This is a genomic window from Moraxella sp. I5G (assembly GCF_055193055.1).
In genome coordinates, this window is sequence record NZ_JBUXLH010000001.1 from 143,285 (window position 1) to 163,527 (window position 20,243).

Below are 20,243 nucleotides of genomic sequence, written 5' to 3' on the forward strand. Positions count from 1 at the left end.
ATTTCACTTTATTAAAAGTCATCAGCATATTGATGGATTATCCCCGTGATGAGTTATTTTTTGCAGGCGTCTTGGATGAGTGCAGAAGTATTGTAGGCAAGTCAGTATTAATCAGCCCTGAAGTACGCCAAGAAATCATCACATTAACCAATGAGTTAGAAAACCTTGGTGATATTGAAGCCCAAGCCCGCTATGACAGTCTATTTGAAAGAGGTCGCGCGCTTTCATTATGGCTTTTTGAACACGTTCACGGCGAAAGTCGTGACCGTGGTCAGGCGATGGTGGATTTGATGGCACAATATGAAAAGGCAGGCTTTGAGATTAATGTCAAGGAATTGCCTGATTATTTGCCAATGTATCTTGAGTTTTTATCTTATCAAGCCACCAAAACGGATGATGATATTGCCATTCGTATGGAGATTGCTGAGGTTAGCCATATTATTGCGCTTTTGGGTGCAAGATTGATTCAAAAAAATAGTAGTTATGCCAGCTTGTTTAAGGCGTTATTGCAAATAGCTGGTAAGTCCTTGACACTGATTGATGATGAACTTGCCAAAATGGGCAAAAACCCTGAAGACGATACCACTTTTGAAGCCATTGATAAAGAATGGGAAGAAGAGATGGTAGACTTTATGGCAGCAGAACAAGAAGAACGTTGTCCTTCCAATCAAACCAATCAGCGCATTGCCGAAACATTGGCAAGACAAGCAAACCAAAATACCGATGTTCCTGTGCATTGGGTTGGATTTAATACAGACACACAAACAAGTACACAGACAAATAGCACCAGTAAACATTCTGGGGGAGTACTCGCATGATTTTAACCGCTTTAACCACAAGTACAGATAGTCTTGCACATTTAAATTGGCTACAGGTGTTTATTTTTGGGATTTATCCTTACATTGCACTAGCGGTATGTTTGATTGGTACTTGGGCAAGATTTGACTTGTCACAGTATTCATGGAAAACAGGTTCAAGCCAAATGCTTAACGATAAAGGCATGCGTATCGCCAGTAACATGTTCCATATCGGCATTATTGGTATTTTGTGCGGACATTTTGTAGGTATGATGACACCACATGCTGTCTATGAGCATTTTATTTCTTCTTCACAAAAACAGCTTTTAGCAATGGCTGCAGGTGGAATCATGGGGGTAATTTGCTGGATTGGGCTTTTGATGTTGTTGGTTCGTCGCTTTACAGACCCACGCATTAGCCATACTTCTAGCTTTGCTGATAAGTTAGTTTTGGTGATTTTATTTATCCAATTAAACTTAGGTCTAGCAACTATTTTTGCTTCTACTAAGCATATGGATGGTTCAGTCATGGTTGCGCTATCTAATTGGGTTCAAAATATTACAATTTTCCGCCCGATGGTTGCAATGTCAAATCTAGATCATATTGATTTGGTTTATCAATTACACGTTGCATTAGGCATTACCATTGTTTTGATTTTCCCATTTACTCGTTTAGTGCATATTATTTCAGCGCCAATTTGGTACTTAGGACGTAATTATCAAATTGTACGTCAAAAAAGAGCGCAGGGATAATCCCCAAACAAACTAAATAAGATTAATATAAAACTTGTTGTTTTTACCCATAAATACCGCCCAGTATTTATGGGGTTTTTTAATTAATCACAAAAAATTACACAGTGTACTTTTTAAAGCAAAGCTGAAAAATTTTTATAAAAAAATCCAAACCTATAAAAGATTTGGATTTAAACAATTTGGAGCGGGAAACGAGATTCGAACTCGCGACCCCAACCTTGGCAAGGTTGTGCTCTACCAACTGAGCTATTCCCGCACTAGCTTGGCTATTCTACTAAATATTTATCATTAGTCAAGTATTTTTTGAAAAAATTTGATTAAACCAGGTGCCAATATCTTGAAGCTGACTTAGGGTAACTTGATGTGCCATAGGATAGCTCACAAATTGTGGAGTAAGCCCTAGTTGCTCTAAACTCTGTTTTGCTGACATGCCAAGCGTCATCGGAACAATATCATCAAACTGCCCGTGATGAATTAAGGTGGGAATATTGCAATTTGTTTTGATTTTTTGGATATAATCTTTACTGGCAAAATAGGTCGATAGTGCCAAAAGCCCGCCCAATTGGATATCACTGGTTAAAATATAATCGTAGGCTACCGCACCGCCTTGAGAAAATCCGGCAATGATGATATTTTTACTATCAATACCATTTACCATTTCATGTTTTACCAGCTCATCAATTAAAAGACTGGATGCCTGAATTTGTTGAATATCTACCACCCGCTCAAGGTTCATTTGTAAAATATCATACCAGGCAGGCATCACATAACCGCCATTAATGGTAACTGCAATTTTTGGTGCGTTAGGAAAAATAAATTTAATCGCTAAATCATCAGCTAATCCCAAATGCGGCACGCAGGGCACAAAATCATCGCCACTAGCACCAAGACCATGTAGCCAAATTACAACTTTATCTATGGGTTTTTTAGAAGGGTTGTGTTCAACCATTACATAAGACAACATACCACAATCCTATTTATTTAACAATAAAATTAATCCAGCAATATGACACAATTAGCGTTCTAAAATGCAAGCGGCTGCTTGACCGCTAGCAGCGCAGCAGACCACTAAAGCCCGACCACTGCCTTTTTGTTCTAAAAGCTTAGCAGCATTGGCAATTAAACGTGTCCCGGTCGCTGAAAATGGATGCCCTGTAGCTAAACTTCCGCCACTAACATTTAACTTATCTAAATGTATGCTGCCCAATGCTTGATTTAACCCCAACTTTTGACGGCAAAAATCATCAGATTGCCACGCTGACAATGTGCAAAGAACCTGAGAAGCAAATGCTTCATGAATTTCATAAAAATCAAAATCTTGTAGTGATAATTGTGTTTTTTTCAGTAAAGCAGAAACAGCATAAATGGGTGCCATTAATAAACCTTCAGTTTCGCCATCCTTGCCCATAAAATCAATCGCTTGAGTGATTTGATGAGTTAAATAAGCCATAGGTTTATATTGATTGTTTTTCGCCCAATCATCGGACGCTAACAGCATCACCGAAGCGCCATCCGTTAAGACACTGCTATTGCCAGCGGTCATGGTTGGGTTGGGTTGGGTTTTACCAAAAACTACGGGTAGTGCGTTTAATTTTTCAAGTGAAGTATCGGTGCGTAGCACGTTGTCTTTATGTATGCCTTTATAAGGACTCATCAGTGTATCAAAAAACCCCGCTTGGTAGGCTTGTTCTAACTTTTGATGACTAGAAAACGCAAATTCATCTTGGGCTTGCCTGGTAATTTGCCAGATATCCGTGGTTAATGCTTGGTGTTCGCCCATGGATAGCCTCGTTCTAGGTTCTTTGATATTTGGTAGTAGAATCAACTCTTTAGGATTAATGGTTAAAAGTGCTAATAAGCGTTCTTTAGTGTTTTTGGCTTTAGTAAATCTTAAAAGCGCTTTTCGCACGCCATTACCCAGACCAATGGGTATGTCTGATGCACTGTCCGCCCCGCCTGCAATTGCGCTATCAATCATCCCTAAAGCAATTTTATTAGCGACACTAAACGCTGCTTGCATGCTTGTCACACAGGCTTGGGAAATATCATAAGCAGGTGTGGCGGCAGGTAGTGATGTATTTAATAGTGCTTCTTTGGTTAAGCTAAACTGCGCATTTGGTTTTAATAGTGTGCCACAAACCACCTCCCCAATACCTTTGTTGGCTAGATTGTAACGTTCAATTAAGCCAGATAAGGCTGCACTTAGCATATCTTCAGCACTAGCATCAGCATAAACAGTATTGGCTTTGGCAAAAGGGATGCGGTTTGCGCCAATGATGGCAACTTTTTGAATAGCTTGCTTGGGTGTGTACTCTTTCATAATGATAATGAATAACAATAAATAAGTATGAAGTATAAAATAGCAAAAACTTTCCTAGCTTAACACTATTTTAACAAAAATCAAATGATAAGTGATTTGTATTAAATTAATTTACACTTGCATTATCTGTCTACTAAATTTATGCTAAAATAGATTTTCGCTAACAAATGTTTTTTATTTTATTTGCAGTGTTTTAAGGATAATTCATGACCGATCATTACGGCAAACTCACCCAATCTGGTTTTGGTAAAACGGTCGCAAAAAACCTAGGATTACCCACGCCTGATCGCCTTGAGCGTTATGAACAAGGTCAGCCAACTTTGTGTGGTGAAGTGGCGTTTGGGGCGGCAGATGACGGTATTTTTTATCAATCAGCTTTGGCAGTTTTATCAGTGCTTGATGGTAAAGTCACCACTCAAGACAGTCTGCACAATAAATTGCTTGATGAACATATGTTTTTTAAAGTGGTGGTGTATGATGCCAGTGGTATCAAAACCCCAAAACAATTGCAGCAGCTGCAGCAATTTTTCTCGCCACTGGTAAAACGCATGAAACCTTCAGGTAAAATTTTAATTTTAACCTGTGCCGATACGGGTGTAAATTTAGCCTATAGTGCCGCTCAAAGTGCGGTGATTGGTTTTGTCAAATCGCTTGCTAAAGAGGTAAGGCTGGGCGTTTGTGTAAATGCTTTATCTATTGGCAAGGTTTGCAAGGGTCATTTGCTGCATGCATTTGAATTTTTCTTATCACACAAGTGCGCTTACGTTTCAGGACAAACCCTTTATCTTGATGGTCATAGCTTAAATGATGACGTTGCTGACCTAAAATACACTTACCCAAAACCCGCCTTAAATGGCAAAAAAATCTTGGTTACAGGGGCGGCAGGTCATATCGGACAAGCAATTTGCCAAGTTTTATTAAGAGAAGGGGCAGATTTATATTGTGTGGATTTGCCCAAAAAGTTAGCTCAATTAGAACATATGGCAAATCAAATCAACACCATAAGACAAAATCATCACAGCCCAGATGCATTTACGAATTCATCTAGAATACATATTCTACCCATAGACATTACAGAGTCAAACGCAAGCGCTAATCTTTGTCAAAAAATAATCCAAGAAGTGGCGTCACTAGACGGCGTGGTACATAATGCTGGAATCACTGACGATAAAACACTGGCAAAAATGAGTCCTTTACAATGGCAGGCTGTGATGGATACGAATTTATCAGCAATGGTCAATCTAACTCAGCAAATGTTAAATCAGTCAGTATTCAGCGACCAGGCGCGCGTGGTATGCATTTCGTCAATTGCTGGCATTTCTGGTAATTTTGGACAAAGCAATTATGCTGCCTCTAAAGCAGGTGTGATCGGTTTTGGAAAGTCACTTGCATCTGTGTTTGCATTAGGACATAAACGTATCAATGTGGTTGCTCCAGGATTTATTGAAAGCACCATGACTCAAAAAATTCCTTTTGCTTTAAGAGAGGCGGGAAGGCGTATGAATGCTATGAATCAAGGCGGACTTGCCATCGATGTTGCTGAAGCAGTTGCTTGGTTAATGTCGCCAAATGCAGATGGATTTAACGGTCAAGTACTGCGTGTTTGTGGGCAAAGTGTACTTGGCGCATAAATTTGTATATATGGAATCAATAGGAAATCATAATGACACAACAAGACACACAATCAGCACAGATTTGCCAAACTCATGTTTATCAAGAATTGCCCAAACTGCACAGCACATATGCAAATGTGATTAAAAGCTTGATTCCCAATCATGATGATAAGGCATCAACTTTACCTAGTGATATTTATACGGTAGAAAAACTGGTTATTGACCAACAAAATTTGAGTGATTATCGTAAAATTTGCGGTTTTGCAAATGATGGTCGGGTGCCAGCAACTTATTTTTCAGTGCAAGCCCAAATATTACAAATGAATATCATGGCAAAAGATAACTTTCCTTTTGCAATGCTTGGACTTGTGCATTTGCATAACCAGGTTGTTTGTTATCGCCCTGTTTATGATACCGAAATTGTCAGTATGACTGTGCGTTTGGATAACCTAACACCCCATAAACGCGGTCAGCAGTTTGATTTTGTTATGGAGGCTAAGATATCTGATGAAGTGGTTTGGCAGGGCATTTCTACTTATTTATCACGGCAAAAAAAGACTAAAGAAGAACGGGAAAAAGCCAAACAAGAAAAACAAAATATGGTCATGACAGCTGCCGCGCCGATAGGTCAGCTAATTGATACTATTGAAGTGGATGAAGATATTGGCAGACGTTATGCATTTGTTTCGGGGGATTTTAATTTAATTCATTTACATGCGTTATCTGCTAAAGCGTTTGGGTTTCCGCGCGCCATTGCTCATGGAATGTGGTCAAAGGCGCGTGCTTTATCGAAATTTTATGACTTACCAAAATCCTATCAAGTAACAACCGATTTTTATACCCCTATTTTTTTGCCGTCCAGAGTGCGTTTATTTGCTAAAAAAGAAATAAATAAGATACAATTTGCAATTTATGCCAGCGATAGTGACAAATTGCATATGGCAGGCGTGATTGATTTTTTAACAACCGATTGATTTTTTTGTAATTTTTGACATAGGAAAAAATAGTGACTTGGCAAGATTTTCCCAATTTATTAAAAACGTTAGAGTTTGGCGACTCGCCCGCTGGCGGCTCATTGGTTATTTATCATAACAACCAAAAGGTTGTGGATACTTCGTTTGGTCAAGCTTTGGCGGATAAAGCTTGGAATTCACACACACTATCAGTCAATTTTTCCATTGGCAAAGGCATTATGGCAACCTTGATTGCTATTTTGGTGTCCAAAAAACAATTAAATTACCATACACCAATTTGTCAAATCTGGTCAAATTTTGCTAAATATGGTAAAGAACATATTAGTTTAAAACATATTTTAACTCATACTGCGGGGCTGTTTGATATTTCTAGCATCAAAAGCGATGTTGATGAACTTTTAGATTGGCAATTGATGAGTGATAAAGTTGCCCATATGGTGCCCAGTGTTCCTCAAGGTCAGCAAAAGCATCACTACGCCAGCGCTTATAGTGCTTTGGTGTCAGGATGGATTTTGGGAAATGTGGTTGAACGAGTAACTGGTTTATCATTGCAACAAGCATTGGATGAATATTTAGCCAAACCTCTAGACATTCAAGGCGAGCTATTTTATGGGTTGCCTAAAGAAAAATTAGGTCAAGTCGCCAAACCTGTACGTTATTTTTACGAAAATCCCACTCACCGCAAAAAACCTTTGTTAAAACCTGATACTCCAGAAATTTTGCATCAGCTTTCTAATTACCCCATCACACCATTGTGGCAAGAGGTGTTACAAGATACGCCCATTACAACAGCAAATATCAATAAACTGTATTTTGACACCACGCGGATGAATTTGGCAAATTATAAAAATGCCTTGATGCCCAATGGTAAAGATGGATTGGAATATCACCGTGATGATGTACTTCAAGCGGTGATTCCAGCTGCCAATGGCGTTTCTACTGCCAATGCGTTAGCAAAAGTATATGCCATGCACGCTAATGATGGTGTTTGGCAAGATGTAGAATACATTGATACCAAAACCTTGCATGAAATGCGAGAGATTCGAGTTGATGGTTTTGATGCGGTCATGCCCGCTGATATGTGCTGGCGTATGGGCTTTCACCGCTTATTTAGTCTGCAATACACACCGCTTGCTTATGGGCATATGGGTTATAATGGTTCAGTGGCATTTGCTGACCCCCAAAGAAAATTATCATTTGCATTTATTCATAATTTCGATACCACCATGCTTAATGATGTAAGACAATTTGTTTTAACTGAAACCGCAATCGCTAAAGTAGACAACCTACTTTGATGAAAATTCTTAGACAAAAAATAAAATCGGTGCTAAAATCTTTGGTTTTAATTTATGTTTATCATAGGTTTATTATAGTAACAGGTCATTGGTAGAAAATTTATGAATATGGCAACAAAAGATGGCAAATTATGGCTAGACGGCACAATTGTTGAACAACCCGACGCAAAAATTCACGTTTTAACGCACAGTTTACATTATGGTTTGGCAGTATTTGAAGGCGTGCGTGCCTATCAAACACCCGATGGCCGTACGGCAATTTTTCGTCTAAAAGAACATACTGAGCGTTTATTAAATTCAGCAAAGATTTTTCAACTGAATGTACCATATAGTTTTGATGAGCTTATGCAGGCTCAAAAGGACGTTGTTTTAGGCAATGGATTGTCTTCAGCTTATATCCGTCCTTTAATTTGGGTGGGCTCTGAAAAATTGGGCATATCAGCGCGCGATAACACCATTCATGCAGCGGTTGCCGCTTGGAGTTGGGGTGCTTATTTAGGTGAAGAGGGTATTAAAAACGGCATTCGCGTTAAAACATCCAGCTACACTCATCATCATCCAAATGTTACTATGTGCAAAGCCAAAGCCGCTAGTAACTATCCAGTTTCTATTTTAGCCAATCAAGAAGTAACTAGAAATGGCTATGATGAAGCAATTTTAATGGACCCACAAGGTTACGTCTGTCAAGGCAGTGGGGAAAACTTATTTTTGGTTAAAAATGGTGAGTTACACACTCCAGATTTGGCAGGCGGGGCGTTAGATGGCATTACTCGCCGAACTATTATGACATTTGCCCAAGATTTGGGGATTAAGGTTTATGAGCGTCGTATTACACGGGATGAATTTTATTTAGCGGATGAAATTTTTATGACGGGTACTGCCGCTGAAGTTACGCCCATTCGTGAATACGATGACCGTGTGATTGGTTCAGGAACTCGTGGGGAGATCACTGAAAAATTGCAATCTTTATATTTTGATGTAGTACAGGGTCGCAATGATAAATACAAAGATTGGCTTTCTTTTATTGATGAGTGATTATTTCAATAAAGTAAATTTCAGTCATTATAAAATAGAAAAAAGGCTTTAAATACAACTAAAGCCTTTTTTTATTTATAAAAATTAAGAACTTAGATGGGAGAGTAACAAAAATTCCATCAACGCTTTTTGGGCATGTAAACGATTTTCTGCTTCATCCCAAACTACTGAACGTTCATCATCAAGCAAATCTACGCTAATCTCTTCACCACGATGGGCAGGCAAACAGTGCATAAATAACACATCACTATCTGCTTTATCTAAAAGCTCTCGACTGACTTGATAATTTTTAAAGTCTTTTTCTCGTTGTTTTTGCTCGGTTTCTTGCCCCATGCTTGCCCAAACATCAGTAACCACCAAATGTGAGCCTTTAACTGCATCGACAGGGTCTTTTACCAATTCAATACAGTCAGCATACTGTTTTTGTAGGTCAATGTTTGGCAAATAACCATCGGGGCAAGAAATTTTTAGATTAAAGCCAAATTGTTTGGCAGCAACCATATAAGAATGGCACATATTATTACCATCGCCAATCCAAGTAACGGTTTTACCAGCAATGTCTCCACGATGTTCAAAAAAGGTCTGCATATCAGCAAGTAATTGACATGGATGAAAATCATCCGTTAAAGCATTGATGACCGGCACTGACGAATGTTGGGCAAACGCCAAAACACGACCGTGTGCAAACGTGCGAATCATTACGATGTCTACCATGCTACTGATAACACGTGCCGAATCCTCAATGGGTTCACCACGTCCAAGCTGAGTATCATTAGGGGATAAAAATAGAGCTTGACCACCAAATTGCCCCATACCTGTCTCAAATGACACGCGGGTGCGAGTGCTGGATTTTTCAAAAATCATTGCAAGTGTGCGACCAACAAAGGGGCGGTAAATTTCGCCGTTATGCTGCATTTGACGTAATTGGCTGGCGCGTTTAATCAGATGTTTTAATTCATCTGGGCTAAAATCCATTAAAGTTAAAAAGTGACGAACACTCATGGCTCATTCCTTGTGGGCTATGACTAAATGCCAAGTATAGCATTGTTACTTTGGCTTGACCAGTCCATCAAAGTCTTTTAATGGTCATTAATCAGACTAAAAAGCGATTTGGGCGAATTGTGGTTTGGCAAAGTAATTCATAACCAATTGTATCAGCGCAATTTGCCACCTCATCCACGCTGGGCGCTTGCCCCCATAGCACCGCATCACAACCTACGTCGATTGTATCGGGTAAAAGACTGACATCAATCATAAGCATATCCATCGCAACGCGTCCAATGATAGGGGCTTGATACTCTTTATTGTCTTGTTTGAGGGTGATATAAGCATTTTTAACTACTCTTGGATAGCCATCGCCATAACCAATACTGACAATGGCGATTTTGGCATCATTTTTTGCTTGCCAAAGTGCTCCATAGCCTACACACTCGCCTGCCATAAGCTGATGAACTGCCATGATTTTGGCACAAAATGTCATCACAGGTTTTAACCCAAGACTCTTGGCGGTTTTATGTGCAAAAGGGCTGGCTCCATACAAAGCAATGCCAGGGCGAATCCAGTCGTAATGATGGTTTGAAAAGTTGATAATGCCTGCTGAATTGCATAAAGAACCGCCAATATTAGGGTCGATGGTTTGTTTTAACAAAGTAAGCATGTTATCAAAAGCGGTAATTTGCTCATCATTCATTGGATGGTTTTTATCGTCAGAACAAGCAAAATGACTGATTAAAATCAGCCGATAGCCTTTTTGGAAGAGACGTTTAGCGATGCTAGGAAGTTTCTTTTTATCAAAACCTAAGCGATTCATGCCAGTATTGTACTTTAACCAAACGGTTTGACTAAAAGAATTGCTGTTTGGTAAATAAGCCTCCGCCCACTGCACCTGCTGCTCGCAGTGAATTACCATACCAAAATCATAATCCACCGCTTTTTGCCATTCTTGCTCGCTAAATACCCCTTCAATAAGTACAATGGGCTTTTTGCCAGTAACTTTTTTTTGATATAAATCATTAATTTCCAAGGCTTCTAAAAATGTTGCAACTCCAAAAGCATCGGCATCTTTTAAACCGTCCAAAACCCATTTTACGCCATGCCCATAAGCGTTTGATTTTACCATAGCTAAAACTTGAGCATTGGGCGCTTGTTTTTTTATTTGTTCTAAATTATGTATTAGAGCATTTTTATCAATCAAAATATTTGCGCTACGCATGGTATTCCTTATCTTTGTTATTGATAAATATTTTAGATTACGTACTAAAAACTTCTTTTATTTGCTATTCTGCTTCAAAATCGTTAGGAACGCTTTCTTGCCAATTATCAAAACGTGTGTATTCTCCAATAAATCTTAATGGGATTTTGCCAATCGGGCCATTACGCTGTTTGCCAATAATAATCTCTGCCAAGCCTTTATTATCGGGTTTATCTTTTTTATAAACTTCATCTCGATAAATAAACATGATCAAATCAGCATCTTGTTCAATCGCTCCAGATTCGCGCAAATCTGCCATCACAGGGCGTTTGTCAGTACGTGATTCCAAACCACGATTTAGCTGCGATAAAGCGACAACAGGGCAGTTCATTTCCCGCGCAAGGGCTTTTAGGCTGCGAGAAATTTCAGCAATTTCTTGGACTCGGTTATTTTGTATGCCCGGAACTTTCATTAATTGCAAATAATCCACCACAATCATGCCTAAAGTGCCATCATAGTTTTTGGCAACGCGTCTGCAGGTAGAACGCAGTTCGGTTGGAGATAAGTTATTGCGCGCATCTATATGAAAATGAGTATGTTGGAAAAATTCCATCGCTGCAAAACACGACTGCCACTCTGCCTCTGTTAATTTACCTGAACGTATGGAACTTTGGTGAATGTCTGACCAAGCTGATAAAATTCGCATCATAATGGCTTCAGCAGGCATTTCCATAGAAAACATCACAACTGGTAATCCTGCAACTAAGGCTTCTGAAATCAAATTTAATGCAAACGTGGTTTTCCCCATGGACGGGCGCGCTGCAACAATCACCAAATCGCCTTTTTGCAATCCTTGGGTTTTATTATTCAGTTCATCAAATGGCGTTCTAAGACCTGTCATCATATCAGGTCTGCTTTTCATCTCTTGTAAATACGATGTTACCGATTCTAAAATTTCCACAACATTTTGCACGCCTTGTCGTTTATCATTATTGGCATAACTTTCATTAATGCTAAAAATATCAGATTCTATTTTATCCAAAAGCTCTTCTAGGCTTTGTTTTTTAGGCTGGTGAGCGAGGGTTAATAAATTATTACCCACAGCAATCAATTGCCGATATACCGAAAGTTCGCGAATTCTTCTTGCATAAGAAACCAAATTAAATGCCGATGACGTGCTTTGGTTGATTTGCGTTAAATACTCTTCACCGCCAATTAAATCCAAAAGGTTTTGCTGTTTTAAAGTATCATACACCATGACAATGTCATATGGTTGATTAACATAAGCCAAATGATGTATGGTATCAAAAATAATTTTATGGCGCTCACCATAAAAATCACTGGCTTTGATAAATTCAGATACTTGGTCAAAAGACTCATCAACATTCATCAGCGATGAAAGTAATGATTGCTCAATTTCAATATTATGTGGCGGTTGTACGCCAAGCTTATTTTCTGTTTGGCTCAGTTGAGTGTCTGTTTCGGTGGCACTGGGCGTGTTCATAAATTTCTCTACTCTAATTTTGGGCTGTTATTTTAACATACAACTTGATGGTAGATTATCAAATTTACGACTTTGTCAAAAAGCATAAAAGTGTTTAAAATAGTCTTAATGAAGTTAAAGGAGAAAGTGATGCAAAAGCCATTACTGATTACAACAGGTGAGCCTGCGGGTATTGGCATGGATATCGTGCTGGATGTGTTAGTTCATCACGCTGATATACTCAAATTTCCCATTATAATTACGGCAGATAAAAGAGCGTTTTGCCAACGTGCTAAGACATTATACCAATTAAAAAAAATACCTCATTTACCAAATTTTCAGACAATTTTGGTAGATGATGCATTGTATGATTTGCAAGACAAAATCACTCAACCCATCGTGTTGATTGATACACCTTGTTTAGATAAAGTATGTGCAGGCGTGCTTAATCCCAATAATGCCAAAATGGTAGAGCAGCAGCTGTTTTTAGCACACCATTTAGCGATAAAACAGCAAATTTTTGCCATCGTAACTGCACCAATCGCCAAGTCAGTGATGATAGAAGGGGGTGTAACGTTAGATGATGGCAGTTTATTTAGTGGGCATACAGAATATTTTATGCAGCTGTCAGGTTTAAACAAAGTAGTGATGATGCTTGCCAATCAAACTATGAAGGTGGCGTTGGTAACAACCCATTTACCGCTTAGAGATGTTGCTGGTGCGATTAGCGCTGATGAGGTACAAAAAACGGTGCAAATCACTCATCAGTCATTGATTGAATATGGAATCACTCATCCTAAAATTAAGGTTTGTGGACTAAACCCGCATGCAGGAGAAAACGGTCATTTAGGCACAGAAGAACAAGAAATTATCAACCCAGTGTTGCAATCGTTTCAAAATCAAGGTATGGATATTTCGCTCGCAATGCCTGCTGATACACTGTTTACCCATCAACATGTAGAAAATACGGACGTCATCATTGCCATGTATCACGACCAAGGGCTTGCCCCCTTAAAATCACATGGATTTGGTGACACAGTGAATGTTACTTTAGGTTTGCCTTACATTCGTACATCAGTTGACCACGGCACAGCACTGGATTTGGCAGGAACAGGTTTGGCGAACAGTTCAAGTTTACTTTGTGCAATTGATTTTGCAGTAAAATTTGCCAAAAAGCAAAAAGTCAATAAGTTATAATTGTCTTGTCTATTGATGATGGTTTGAACATTATAAACAATTTGGTGGTTTTGGCAGTCCTGCAATGCGATTTACATGACGAGCGACCAGTCCTGTATTAAAGAGGTCTTGCAATTTAGCGTTACTAATTTCTTCACTAGGTAAAGTTTGCGTCAAGTATTTAATCAAAGGTCGCGTAGCAGGACTGTGATGGTACTGAACAAAAAAACCGCGTACTTGATTTAAGATCTGATAATGCACTGGGGTTAAAACCACATTTAAAGTATTTGCCAATGTTTGAGCAATCTGTTCATTCCAAAGCGTATAATCCACCAAATGACCATCGCTATCTAATGCAATATCCAGTGAAAGGTTTTTTAACTCATGGTTTTGTAAATTATTTTCCATATTGCTGATTAATCTAAATAAATTATCGCTAACAATTATAAATTAAAAAACTAAATAACTATCAAAAGATTGGTTATCTTCTTTTAATAAATCTGCATTAAAATCGCTGTGGCAAAATGGTAAAAGATTTTTAGATAGTTTGTCAGCATCAATATCGCGTATCCATGCTTTTGGCATATCATAAAGCTCTAAAGATTGAATCATGCCATGTATTCTACTGTTTGGATGATTTAATATATTAAAAACGTTATCGGTTAAATAAAGCTGAACGTCATGATTAAAACTTGCCAATAAAAATGCCAGTGCAGTGGCTTCATAACTTTGTAATTCACTATCGGTTTTGATGGTAATAAGAATTTTCATACACATTAAATCAAAGGATTAAAAATCTTTAAAATTGTTGCAATTGAGTATCATCGTCAAGCTGCATGGCTAAATCCGCCAAGCCAACAAGTTCAAAATCAGGATGCAAATTATCCCCTAAAAGCCCATGTCTTTGAGCGTTTTGCGCATCCGTAATGCCGCGAGCCAAAGCAGTGCTAACACAAACGGGCAGTTTTAAACCATATTTTTTGGCAAGCTCTATCCACGCTGTTTGGATGTTTTCTACATCCGCAGTTTGCCACATTAAGCGATTGGCAATATACGCACCATCAGCATAAAAAAATACCAAAACAGGTGTGCCTTGAGCTAATTGTTGTTTGGCAAATATTAAGGCTTTTTTAGTATTTGGGTGATGAGGGCTTTTTGTGATAAGCAGTAAATATTTTTTCATAAACAAAACAAAACCTATAATATTGGTCTATTATAGCTTAAAATAAGCTAAAAACCATCCATCATTTTAGGGGTCTGTATGCCCAATTTATTTTCCGCCACACCCAAACAGCTGGAAAAATTAGCCCTTGCCAGTCCATTTGCCAAATCAATTTTTGATAAAAATCCAGCTGCTGCTTGTGATTTTTTAAGCGAATTTTCCTTATCCAGACCACTGAGTCAATCTGATTTTGATTCAATACTTTGGCAAGGTCAAAATTTAACCGATCATGAAAATTTATTTGACAATTCTGAAGCGGATATAGCCAAATACCTAAGACAAAAAAGAACTTATTTTATGTTGAAATGGATTTGGCAAGATGCTTTGGAGATGATTTGTCTTGAACAGCTGACCTTTGAGTTGTCAGCTTTTGCCAATTCGTGTATTAAATTTTGTAAAGATTATACTTATCATACATTATGCAAACGATATGGCGAGCCTGTCATCAAAAAAAATGGCAAAACCTTAAACGATGAATTTGCTGTTGTTGCCATGGGAAAACTTGGAGCGATGGAGCTGAATTTATCCAGTGATATTGATTTGATTTTTTTACATTTAGCAGATGGTGAAACAAATGGCAAAAAAATTATTGATAATCAAAAATTTATGATAAATCTTGGGCGTGGCATGATTCGTTTACTAAGTGAAGTAAGTGAATTTGGCTTTGTTTTTCGCGTGGATATGCGTTTACGTCCTTGGGGTGATGGCAGCCCCTTGGTGATGACACTGCCAGCTTTGCAAAAATATTTTAGTCAGCACGGACGCACTTGGGAACGTTTTGCTTGGCTAAAAGCACGACTGGTGAATTGGGTCGGTGATGAATTTTATGAAACGTTTTCACAAATTAGAAAAACCTTTGTTTATCGTTATTACGTTGATTATACCGCCTTTAGTGCTTTACGTGAAATGAAAACGTTGATTATGAATCAGCAAGCCCAGCGCCAAGATTTGGATAATATTAAATTAGGCATGGGTGGCATTCGTGATATTGAATTTATTGTGCAGGCATTTGCGCTTATTTATGGTGGTCATCATGCCAGTATTGGTCAAAATAGAGCGTGTTTGGATTTTTTGTATCAACTGCATCATTTTGATTATTTTAATGATAAAGAATATCAAAATTTATCAAAGGCTTATCGTTTTTTGCGCCGTTTAGAGCATGCCATTCAGGCTCGTCATGATGAACAAAGTCAAAGATTGCCCAAAGACGACACAGAACGTTTAGCCATTGCTAATACGCTTGGTTTTTCCAACATAGATGATTTTTACCAGATTTTAAATCATCACCGAAAAAACGTTAGCATTCCTTTTGAACGCATGATTAATAAACGTCAAACGTTGGATAAAAATGAAATTGATTTAGAAAAAGATTTGCAAACTTTAGATGAACTAATTGGTCAAGAAATGGCCAAACCCTTAACCACTTTTTTACAGTCCAAGCTGGTGTTAAGTTTGGATAATGAGCCTAAAAGCCGCCTAAAAAATGCCTATCCATTATTAATTCATGCACTTGTATCTTATGCAAAAAAAGATGGGGAAAAAGCTGGGGTTGCCGTACCACGTCTTCTTGAACTGTTAGAAGCGATTTGTCGGCGCTCTGTTTATTTAGTCATGATAGCCGAAAACCCAAAGGCAACACTTGGGCTGATTCCCATTTTATCAGCAAGCCCTTGGATTGCCAAAGAACTTGTACTCTACCCAATGCTTTTGGATGATTTTTTACAAAAACGCTACCTTCATTTGCCAGACAAACAAGAACTAACCGATATTTTACGTCAAAGCCTACTACGTATTGAAGCGTTTGATGATGAAAGTTATCTTGCGGCGGTGCGAGTATTTAAAAAAACCCAAGTATTGTCAGTTGCCACCGCGGATATTTTGGGACTGCGTCATATTATGAAAGTTTCTGATAGCCTAACGTTCATTGCTGAAGTGGTTTTACAATCGGCGCTGTTTCGTGCATTTGATGAACTTACTCAAAAATATGGTTTTCCAAAACTGCTTGATGGCAAAGCGACCAATCATAAAAATATGGGTTTTGCTATTATTGGATATGGTAAACTTGGCGGAATTGAAATGTCATATGCATCTGATTTGGATGTGGTATTTTTGCATAATATTGATGAAAAAGCTGATACAACAGGTGAAAAACCTGTTAGTGGTATGAAGTTTGCGTCTCGCATGGTGCAAAAAATCATCAATTATTTAACCACCCAAACACGAGACGGGCGCGCTTATGAACTGGACATGCGTCTTCGTCCTTCTGGCAATGCTGGGGTGATGGTAGTTTCACTTCATGCATTTGAAACCTATCAAAAACAAAAAGCATGGTCTTGGGAACATCAAGCTTTAGTGCGCGCCCGTGGTGTGGCAGGCGATAAAGTGGTTTTAACAGAATTTAACCGTATTCGTCAAGAAGTTTTAGTGCAGACACGACAAATACAGCAGGTACAAATGGATGTGCTGTCCATGCGTCAAAAAATGCAGTCGCATTTAGGAACGGATGAAAAAAATCACCAATTCCATCTAAAACAAGATATGGGAGGTTTGGTAGATATTGAGTTTTTGGCGCAGTTTATGGTATTGGCTTATGCTTACCAATACCCAAATTTAGCAATCTGGTCTGATAACGTACGTATTTTTGAAGAAGTTGCCAAAACAGGACTTTGGCAAGAAAAATGTTGTCAAGATTTAACCGATGCTTATCTAACATTGCGCCAAAAAACCCACGAACTTGCGTTGTTGGATAAAAAAATCATTGTTGAAGACAGCCAATGGCAACAATTAAGAAGTTTTGTCAAAGAAATTTGGCAAAAAGTCATTGTAGGTAAAAGGTAATTAAAATAAAAAATATTAACTTTGGTATAATTTATGCAGATTTTTAGATAAATTATTAATGCAACATGCGCATCAAACTAAATCATTTTAACCATTTAAAAAAACAAATGGCATAATTAACTGATTTATCATAAAATAGACGCATTTTATATTTATTTTTTAATTATTTTAGTGGGTTTTTTATGTTTGACACTTTAACCGAACGACTTTCTGGAAGTTTACGCGCTATTTCTGGCACAGGACAACTAACTGAAGACAATATCAAAGATACGCTACGTGAAGTGCGTATGGCGCTTTTAGAAGCGGATGTTGCTTTGCCTGTAGCACGTGATTTTGTGGCGCGCGTTAAAGAGCAGGCGCTTGGTCAAGAAGTGTTAAAAGAACTTGCTCCTGGTCAAGCGTTTGTAAAGATTGTTTATGATGAATTGACTGAGATGATGGGCAGCGCCAATCAATCTTTAGAGATGACCGGAAAACCGCCTGTAGTTTATTTATTGGCAGGATTGCAAGGAGCGGGAAAAACCACCACAGCAGGTAAACTTGCAAAATTTTTACAAGAAAAACAAAAGAAAAAAGTAATGCTGGTATCTGCTGACGTTTATCGTCCTGCGGCGATTCATCAGCTTGAGTTTGTTGCATCGCAAGTTGGTGCGATGTTTGTGCCATCTGATGTTAATGAAAACCCAATTGACATTGCCAAGCGCGCTATCGAACAAGCAAAAATTAAATTTGCCGATATCTTGATTATTGATACTGCTGGACGTTTGGCAATTGATGAAGACATGATGAATGAAATCAAGGAGTTAACTAAAGCAGTTAATCCAACTGAGACGTTGTTTGTTGTGGATTCTATGACAGGTCAAGATGCTGCCAATACCGCCAAAGCTTTTAACGATGCTTTACCTTTAACAGGGGTTATTTTAACCAAAACCGATGGTGATGCACGCGGCGGGGCGGCATTATCTGTGCGTGCCATCACAGGTAAACCAATTAAATTTTTAGGGCGTGGCGAAAAACTTGAAGCGCTAGAGCTTTTCCATCCAGAACGTATTGCTCAACGCATTTTGGGCATGGGTGATGTTTTGAGTTTGGTGGAAGAAGTTGAAAATAAAATTGACCGTGAAAAAGCCGAAAAAATGGCGAAAAAAATTCAAAAAGGCGGTGAATTTGATTTAGAAGACTTATTAACCCAATTTCAACAAATGAAAAATATGGGCGGTATGGCAGGGTTTTTGGATAAAATGCCTGGTATGAGTGGTAGTGATATTCAAAATGCGGTTGCTCAAGCCAAACCTGAGGAAAAAGTTAAAGAAATGGAAGCCCTTATCCATTCTATGACGCCATTTGAGCGCCAAAATCCAGACAAAATTACCCCAAGCCGTAAACGTCGTATTGCAGCAGGTTCAGGCAAACAAATTCAAAACGTCAATGCGCTGTTAAAGCAGCATAAACAAATGGCGAAAATGATGAAAATGATTAGCCGTCCTGATGGTATTGCTAAAATGATGAAAGCAGTACAAGGACTTACCAAAGGCATGTCAGGAGGTGGCGGTCCTTTATTTGGTTCAAAAAAGGATATGGAGCAGATGACCGCTGACATTCACGCCATGGGCATGGACCCAAACACCATCAATCTTGGTATGAATCAAGATGAGATTCGCCAAAAAATGAATGAGCTGCAAAATGCAAATAATGATTTGTCAGGAAAATTCAAAAAGCGCTTTTAATCTTAATTGGTTTTAAATAAAATCAACGCTTTCATCTTATAAGATGAGAGCGTTTTTTTTGGCTTTGTGGTATGATAGCCTGTTTTTTTGATTGATAAATAAAAGAGAAATGAATGTGTTAATTGCATTTGATACGATTTTTGAACAATGTTCAGTAGCGGCATTGTCTTTACAAGATGGTCAAATTCTATACCAAAAAACCGTTGCTGGTGGCCGTGGGCAAACAGAAATTATTTTGCCAATGTTGGATGAAGCCTTAAAAATATTGAACACACCCATTAGCTATGTAAAAGCATGGGTGTTTAATCGTGGACCTGGAGCATTTAGCGGGATTCGCATCAATACGGCAGTTGTTCAGGCGTTATCAGTGGCAAATGGAGCACCCTGCATTGGCGTATCAAGCCTTTGGTCTTTGGCGGATACAGCTTATCGGCAAAATCAATCTGCTTTTACAGATAAAAAAACACTGGCGTCAGTCATGGATGCTCGGCAAAATCAATTATTCTTTGCCGAGTTTGTTGTGCAAGATGGAGAAGTTTTAATCAATCAGCAACCCGAATTGCTTATTGATTATGATAAACCTTTGCCCAAAACAGACTTATTAATCAGTGATGGCACTTATCAAGCAGATGGATTTTTACCCGATTTTGTTGTAAAACCATCAGCATCAGACATTGCTAAGTTGGCTTATTGTTTGTATCAGCAAGGTAAAACCACGCCTGCTCAAGATGCTTTGCCAGTATATGTTCGCAATAATGCTTGGAAAACCCTTGCTGAACAGGGAAAATAAAATTAATGTAATGATTTTTAAGAGTAAATG

Annotated in this window: 18 protein-coding genes and 1 tRNA gene; 10 read left to right on the forward strand and 9 right to left on the reverse strand. The window is 38.4% G+C overall.

Annotated features, from left to right (window positions below; translation table 11 throughout):
• Positions 1 to 32 precede the first annotated feature (32 nt).
• Positions 33 to 818, forward strand: coding sequence for a nitrate reductase molybdenum cofactor assembly chaperone (gene narJ, locus ACZBKJ_RS00540; RefSeq protein WP_463199046.1), 786 nt, complete (start codon positions 33 to 35; stop codon positions 816 to 818).
• Positions 815 to 1,549 (forward strand): respiratory nitrate reductase subunit gamma, encoded by a 735-nt coding sequence (gene narI / locus ACZBKJ_RS00545; protein WP_463198940.1) that lies wholly within the window; start codon positions 815 to 817, stop codon positions 1,547 to 1,549. The genes narJ and narI overlap by 4 nt, the downstream gene beginning before the upstream one ends.
• A 180-nt stretch (positions 1,550 to 1,729) precedes the next feature.
• On the opposite strand, the gene ACZBKJ_RS00550 is transcribed toward narI, so the two are convergent.
• The 3 genes from ACZBKJ_RS00550 to ACZBKJ_RS00560 form a co-directional block, all read right to left on the reverse strand.
• A tRNA-Gly gene (locus ACZBKJ_RS00550) sits at positions 1,730 to 1,805 on the reverse strand.
• Positions 1,806 to 1,841: 36 nt separating this feature from the next.
• The gene (locus ACZBKJ_RS00555; RefSeq protein ID WP_463198941.1) at positions 1,842 to 2,513 is read right to left on the reverse strand and encodes an alpha/beta hydrolase; all 672 of its coding nucleotides are present in this window, start codon (positions 2,511 to 2,513) and stop codon (positions 1,842 to 1,844) included.
• A 51-nt stretch (positions 2,514 to 2,564) separates the two neighbouring features.
• Positions 2,565 to 3,869: an acetyl-CoA C-acetyltransferase gene (locus ACZBKJ_RS00560; protein ID WP_463198942.1), complete on the reverse strand. Its 1,305-nt coding sequence runs from the start codon at positions 3,867 to 3,869 to the stop codon at positions 2,565 to 2,567.
• Between the two features lie 206 nt (positions 3,870 to 4,075).
• Between ACZBKJ_RS00560 and ACZBKJ_RS00565 the strand changes: the two genes are divergently transcribed.
• From ACZBKJ_RS00565 to ACZBKJ_RS00580, 4 genes are all read left to right on the forward strand, one after another.
• Positions 4,076 to 5,500: a 3-oxoacyl-ACP reductase gene (locus ACZBKJ_RS00565; RefSeq protein ID WP_463198944.1), complete on the forward strand. Its 1,425-nt coding sequence runs from the start codon at positions 4,076 to 4,078 to the stop codon at positions 5,498 to 5,500.
• Positions 5,501 to 5,532: 32 nt separating this feature from the next.
• Positions 5,533 to 6,456, forward strand: coding sequence for a MaoC family dehydratase (locus ACZBKJ_RS00570; RefSeq protein ID WP_463198945.1), 924 nt, complete (start codon positions 5,533 to 5,535; stop codon positions 6,454 to 6,456).
• Between the two features lie 32 nt (positions 6,457 to 6,488).
• The gene (locus ACZBKJ_RS00575; protein ID WP_463198946.1) at positions 6,489 to 7,751 is read left to right on the forward strand and encodes a serine hydrolase domain-containing protein; all 1,263 of its coding nucleotides are present in this window, start codon (positions 6,489 to 6,491) and stop codon (positions 7,749 to 7,751) included.
• Between the two features lie 102 nt (positions 7,752 to 7,853).
• A complete protein-coding gene (locus ACZBKJ_RS00580) occupies positions 7,854 to 8,786 on the forward strand; it encodes a branched-chain amino acid transaminase (RefSeq protein WP_463198947.1) in 933 nt (310 codons plus the stop codon).
• Positions 8,787 to 8,870: 84 nt separating this feature from the next.
• On the opposite strand, the gene argF is transcribed toward ACZBKJ_RS00580, so the two are convergent.
• The 3 genes from argF to dnaB form a co-directional block, all read right to left on the reverse strand.
• Positions 8,871 to 9,788: an ornithine carbamoyltransferase gene (argF, locus tag ACZBKJ_RS00585; RefSeq protein WP_463198948.1), complete on the reverse strand. Its 918-nt coding sequence runs from the start codon at positions 9,786 to 9,788 to the stop codon at positions 8,871 to 8,873.
• Between the two features lie 91 nt (positions 9,789 to 9,879).
• Positions 9,880 to 10,998: an alanine racemase gene (gene alr, locus ACZBKJ_RS00590; RefSeq protein WP_463198949.1), complete on the reverse strand. Its 1,119-nt coding sequence runs from the start codon at positions 10,996 to 10,998 to the stop codon at positions 9,880 to 9,882.
• A 64-nt stretch (positions 10,999 to 11,062) separates the two neighbouring features.
• Positions 11,063 to 12,481, reverse strand: coding sequence for a replicative DNA helicase (gene dnaB / locus ACZBKJ_RS00595; protein WP_463198950.1), 1,419 nt, complete (start codon positions 12,479 to 12,481; stop codon positions 11,063 to 11,065).
• A 129-nt stretch (positions 12,482 to 12,610) separates the two neighbouring features.
• On the opposite strand from dnaB, the gene pdxA reads away from it, so the two are divergent.
• Positions 12,611 to 13,657, forward strand: coding sequence for a 4-hydroxythreonine-4-phosphate dehydrogenase PdxA (gene pdxA, locus ACZBKJ_RS00600; protein WP_463198952.1), 1,047 nt, complete (start codon positions 12,611 to 12,613; stop codon positions 13,655 to 13,657).
• 30 nt (positions 13,658 to 13,687) lie between these two features.
• On the opposite strand, the gene ACZBKJ_RS00605 is transcribed toward pdxA, so the two are convergent.
• Genes ACZBKJ_RS00605 through tusD form a run of 3 tightly spaced genes read right to left on the reverse strand, consistent with a single transcriptional unit; the run spans position 13,688 to position 14,819 of the window.
• Positions 13,688 to 14,044, reverse strand: coding sequence for a TusE/DsrC/DsvC family sulfur relay protein (locus ACZBKJ_RS00605; RefSeq protein WP_463198953.1), 357 nt, complete (start codon positions 14,042 to 14,044; stop codon positions 13,688 to 13,690).
• Between the two features lie 42 nt (positions 14,045 to 14,086).
• Complete coding sequence (locus ACZBKJ_RS00610) at positions 14,087 to 14,407, reverse strand: hypothetical protein (protein WP_463198954.1); 321 nt, start codon at positions 14,405 to 14,407, stop codon at positions 14,087 to 14,089.
• A 28-nt stretch (positions 14,408 to 14,435) separates the two neighbouring features.
• Positions 14,436 to 14,819, reverse strand: coding sequence for a sulfurtransferase complex subunit TusD (gene tusD, locus ACZBKJ_RS00615; protein WP_463198955.1), 384 nt, complete (start codon positions 14,817 to 14,819; stop codon positions 14,436 to 14,438).
• A gap of 78 nt (positions 14,820 to 14,897) precedes the next feature.
• Between tusD and glnE the strand changes: the two genes are divergently transcribed.
• From glnE to tsaB, 3 genes are all read left to right on the forward strand, one after another.
• Positions 14,898 to 17,696 carry a bifunctional [glutamate--ammonia ligase]-adenylyl-L-tyrosine phosphorylase/[glutamate--ammonia-ligase] adenylyltransferase gene (gene glnE, locus ACZBKJ_RS00620; RefSeq protein WP_463198956.1) on the forward strand — a complete coding sequence of 933 codons (2,799 nt, stop codon included), beginning with the start codon at positions 14,898 to 14,900 and terminating at the stop codon, positions 17,694 to 17,696.
• Positions 17,697 to 17,878: 182 nt separating this feature from the next.
• Entirely contained in the window at positions 17,879 to 19,423 is a 1,545-nt protein-coding gene (ffh, locus tag ACZBKJ_RS00625; RefSeq protein WP_463198957.1) for a signal recognition particle protein, read from the forward strand.
• Between the two features lie 109 nt (positions 19,424 to 19,532).
• Positions 19,533 to 20,213 carry a tRNA (adenosine(37)-N6)-threonylcarbamoyltransferase complex dimerization subunit type 1 TsaB gene (gene tsaB / locus ACZBKJ_RS00630; RefSeq protein WP_463198958.1) on the forward strand — a complete coding sequence of 227 codons (681 nt, stop codon included), beginning with the start codon at positions 19,533 to 19,535 and terminating at the stop codon, positions 20,211 to 20,213.
• The last annotated feature ends 30 nt before the right edge of the window (positions 20,214 to 20,243 follow it).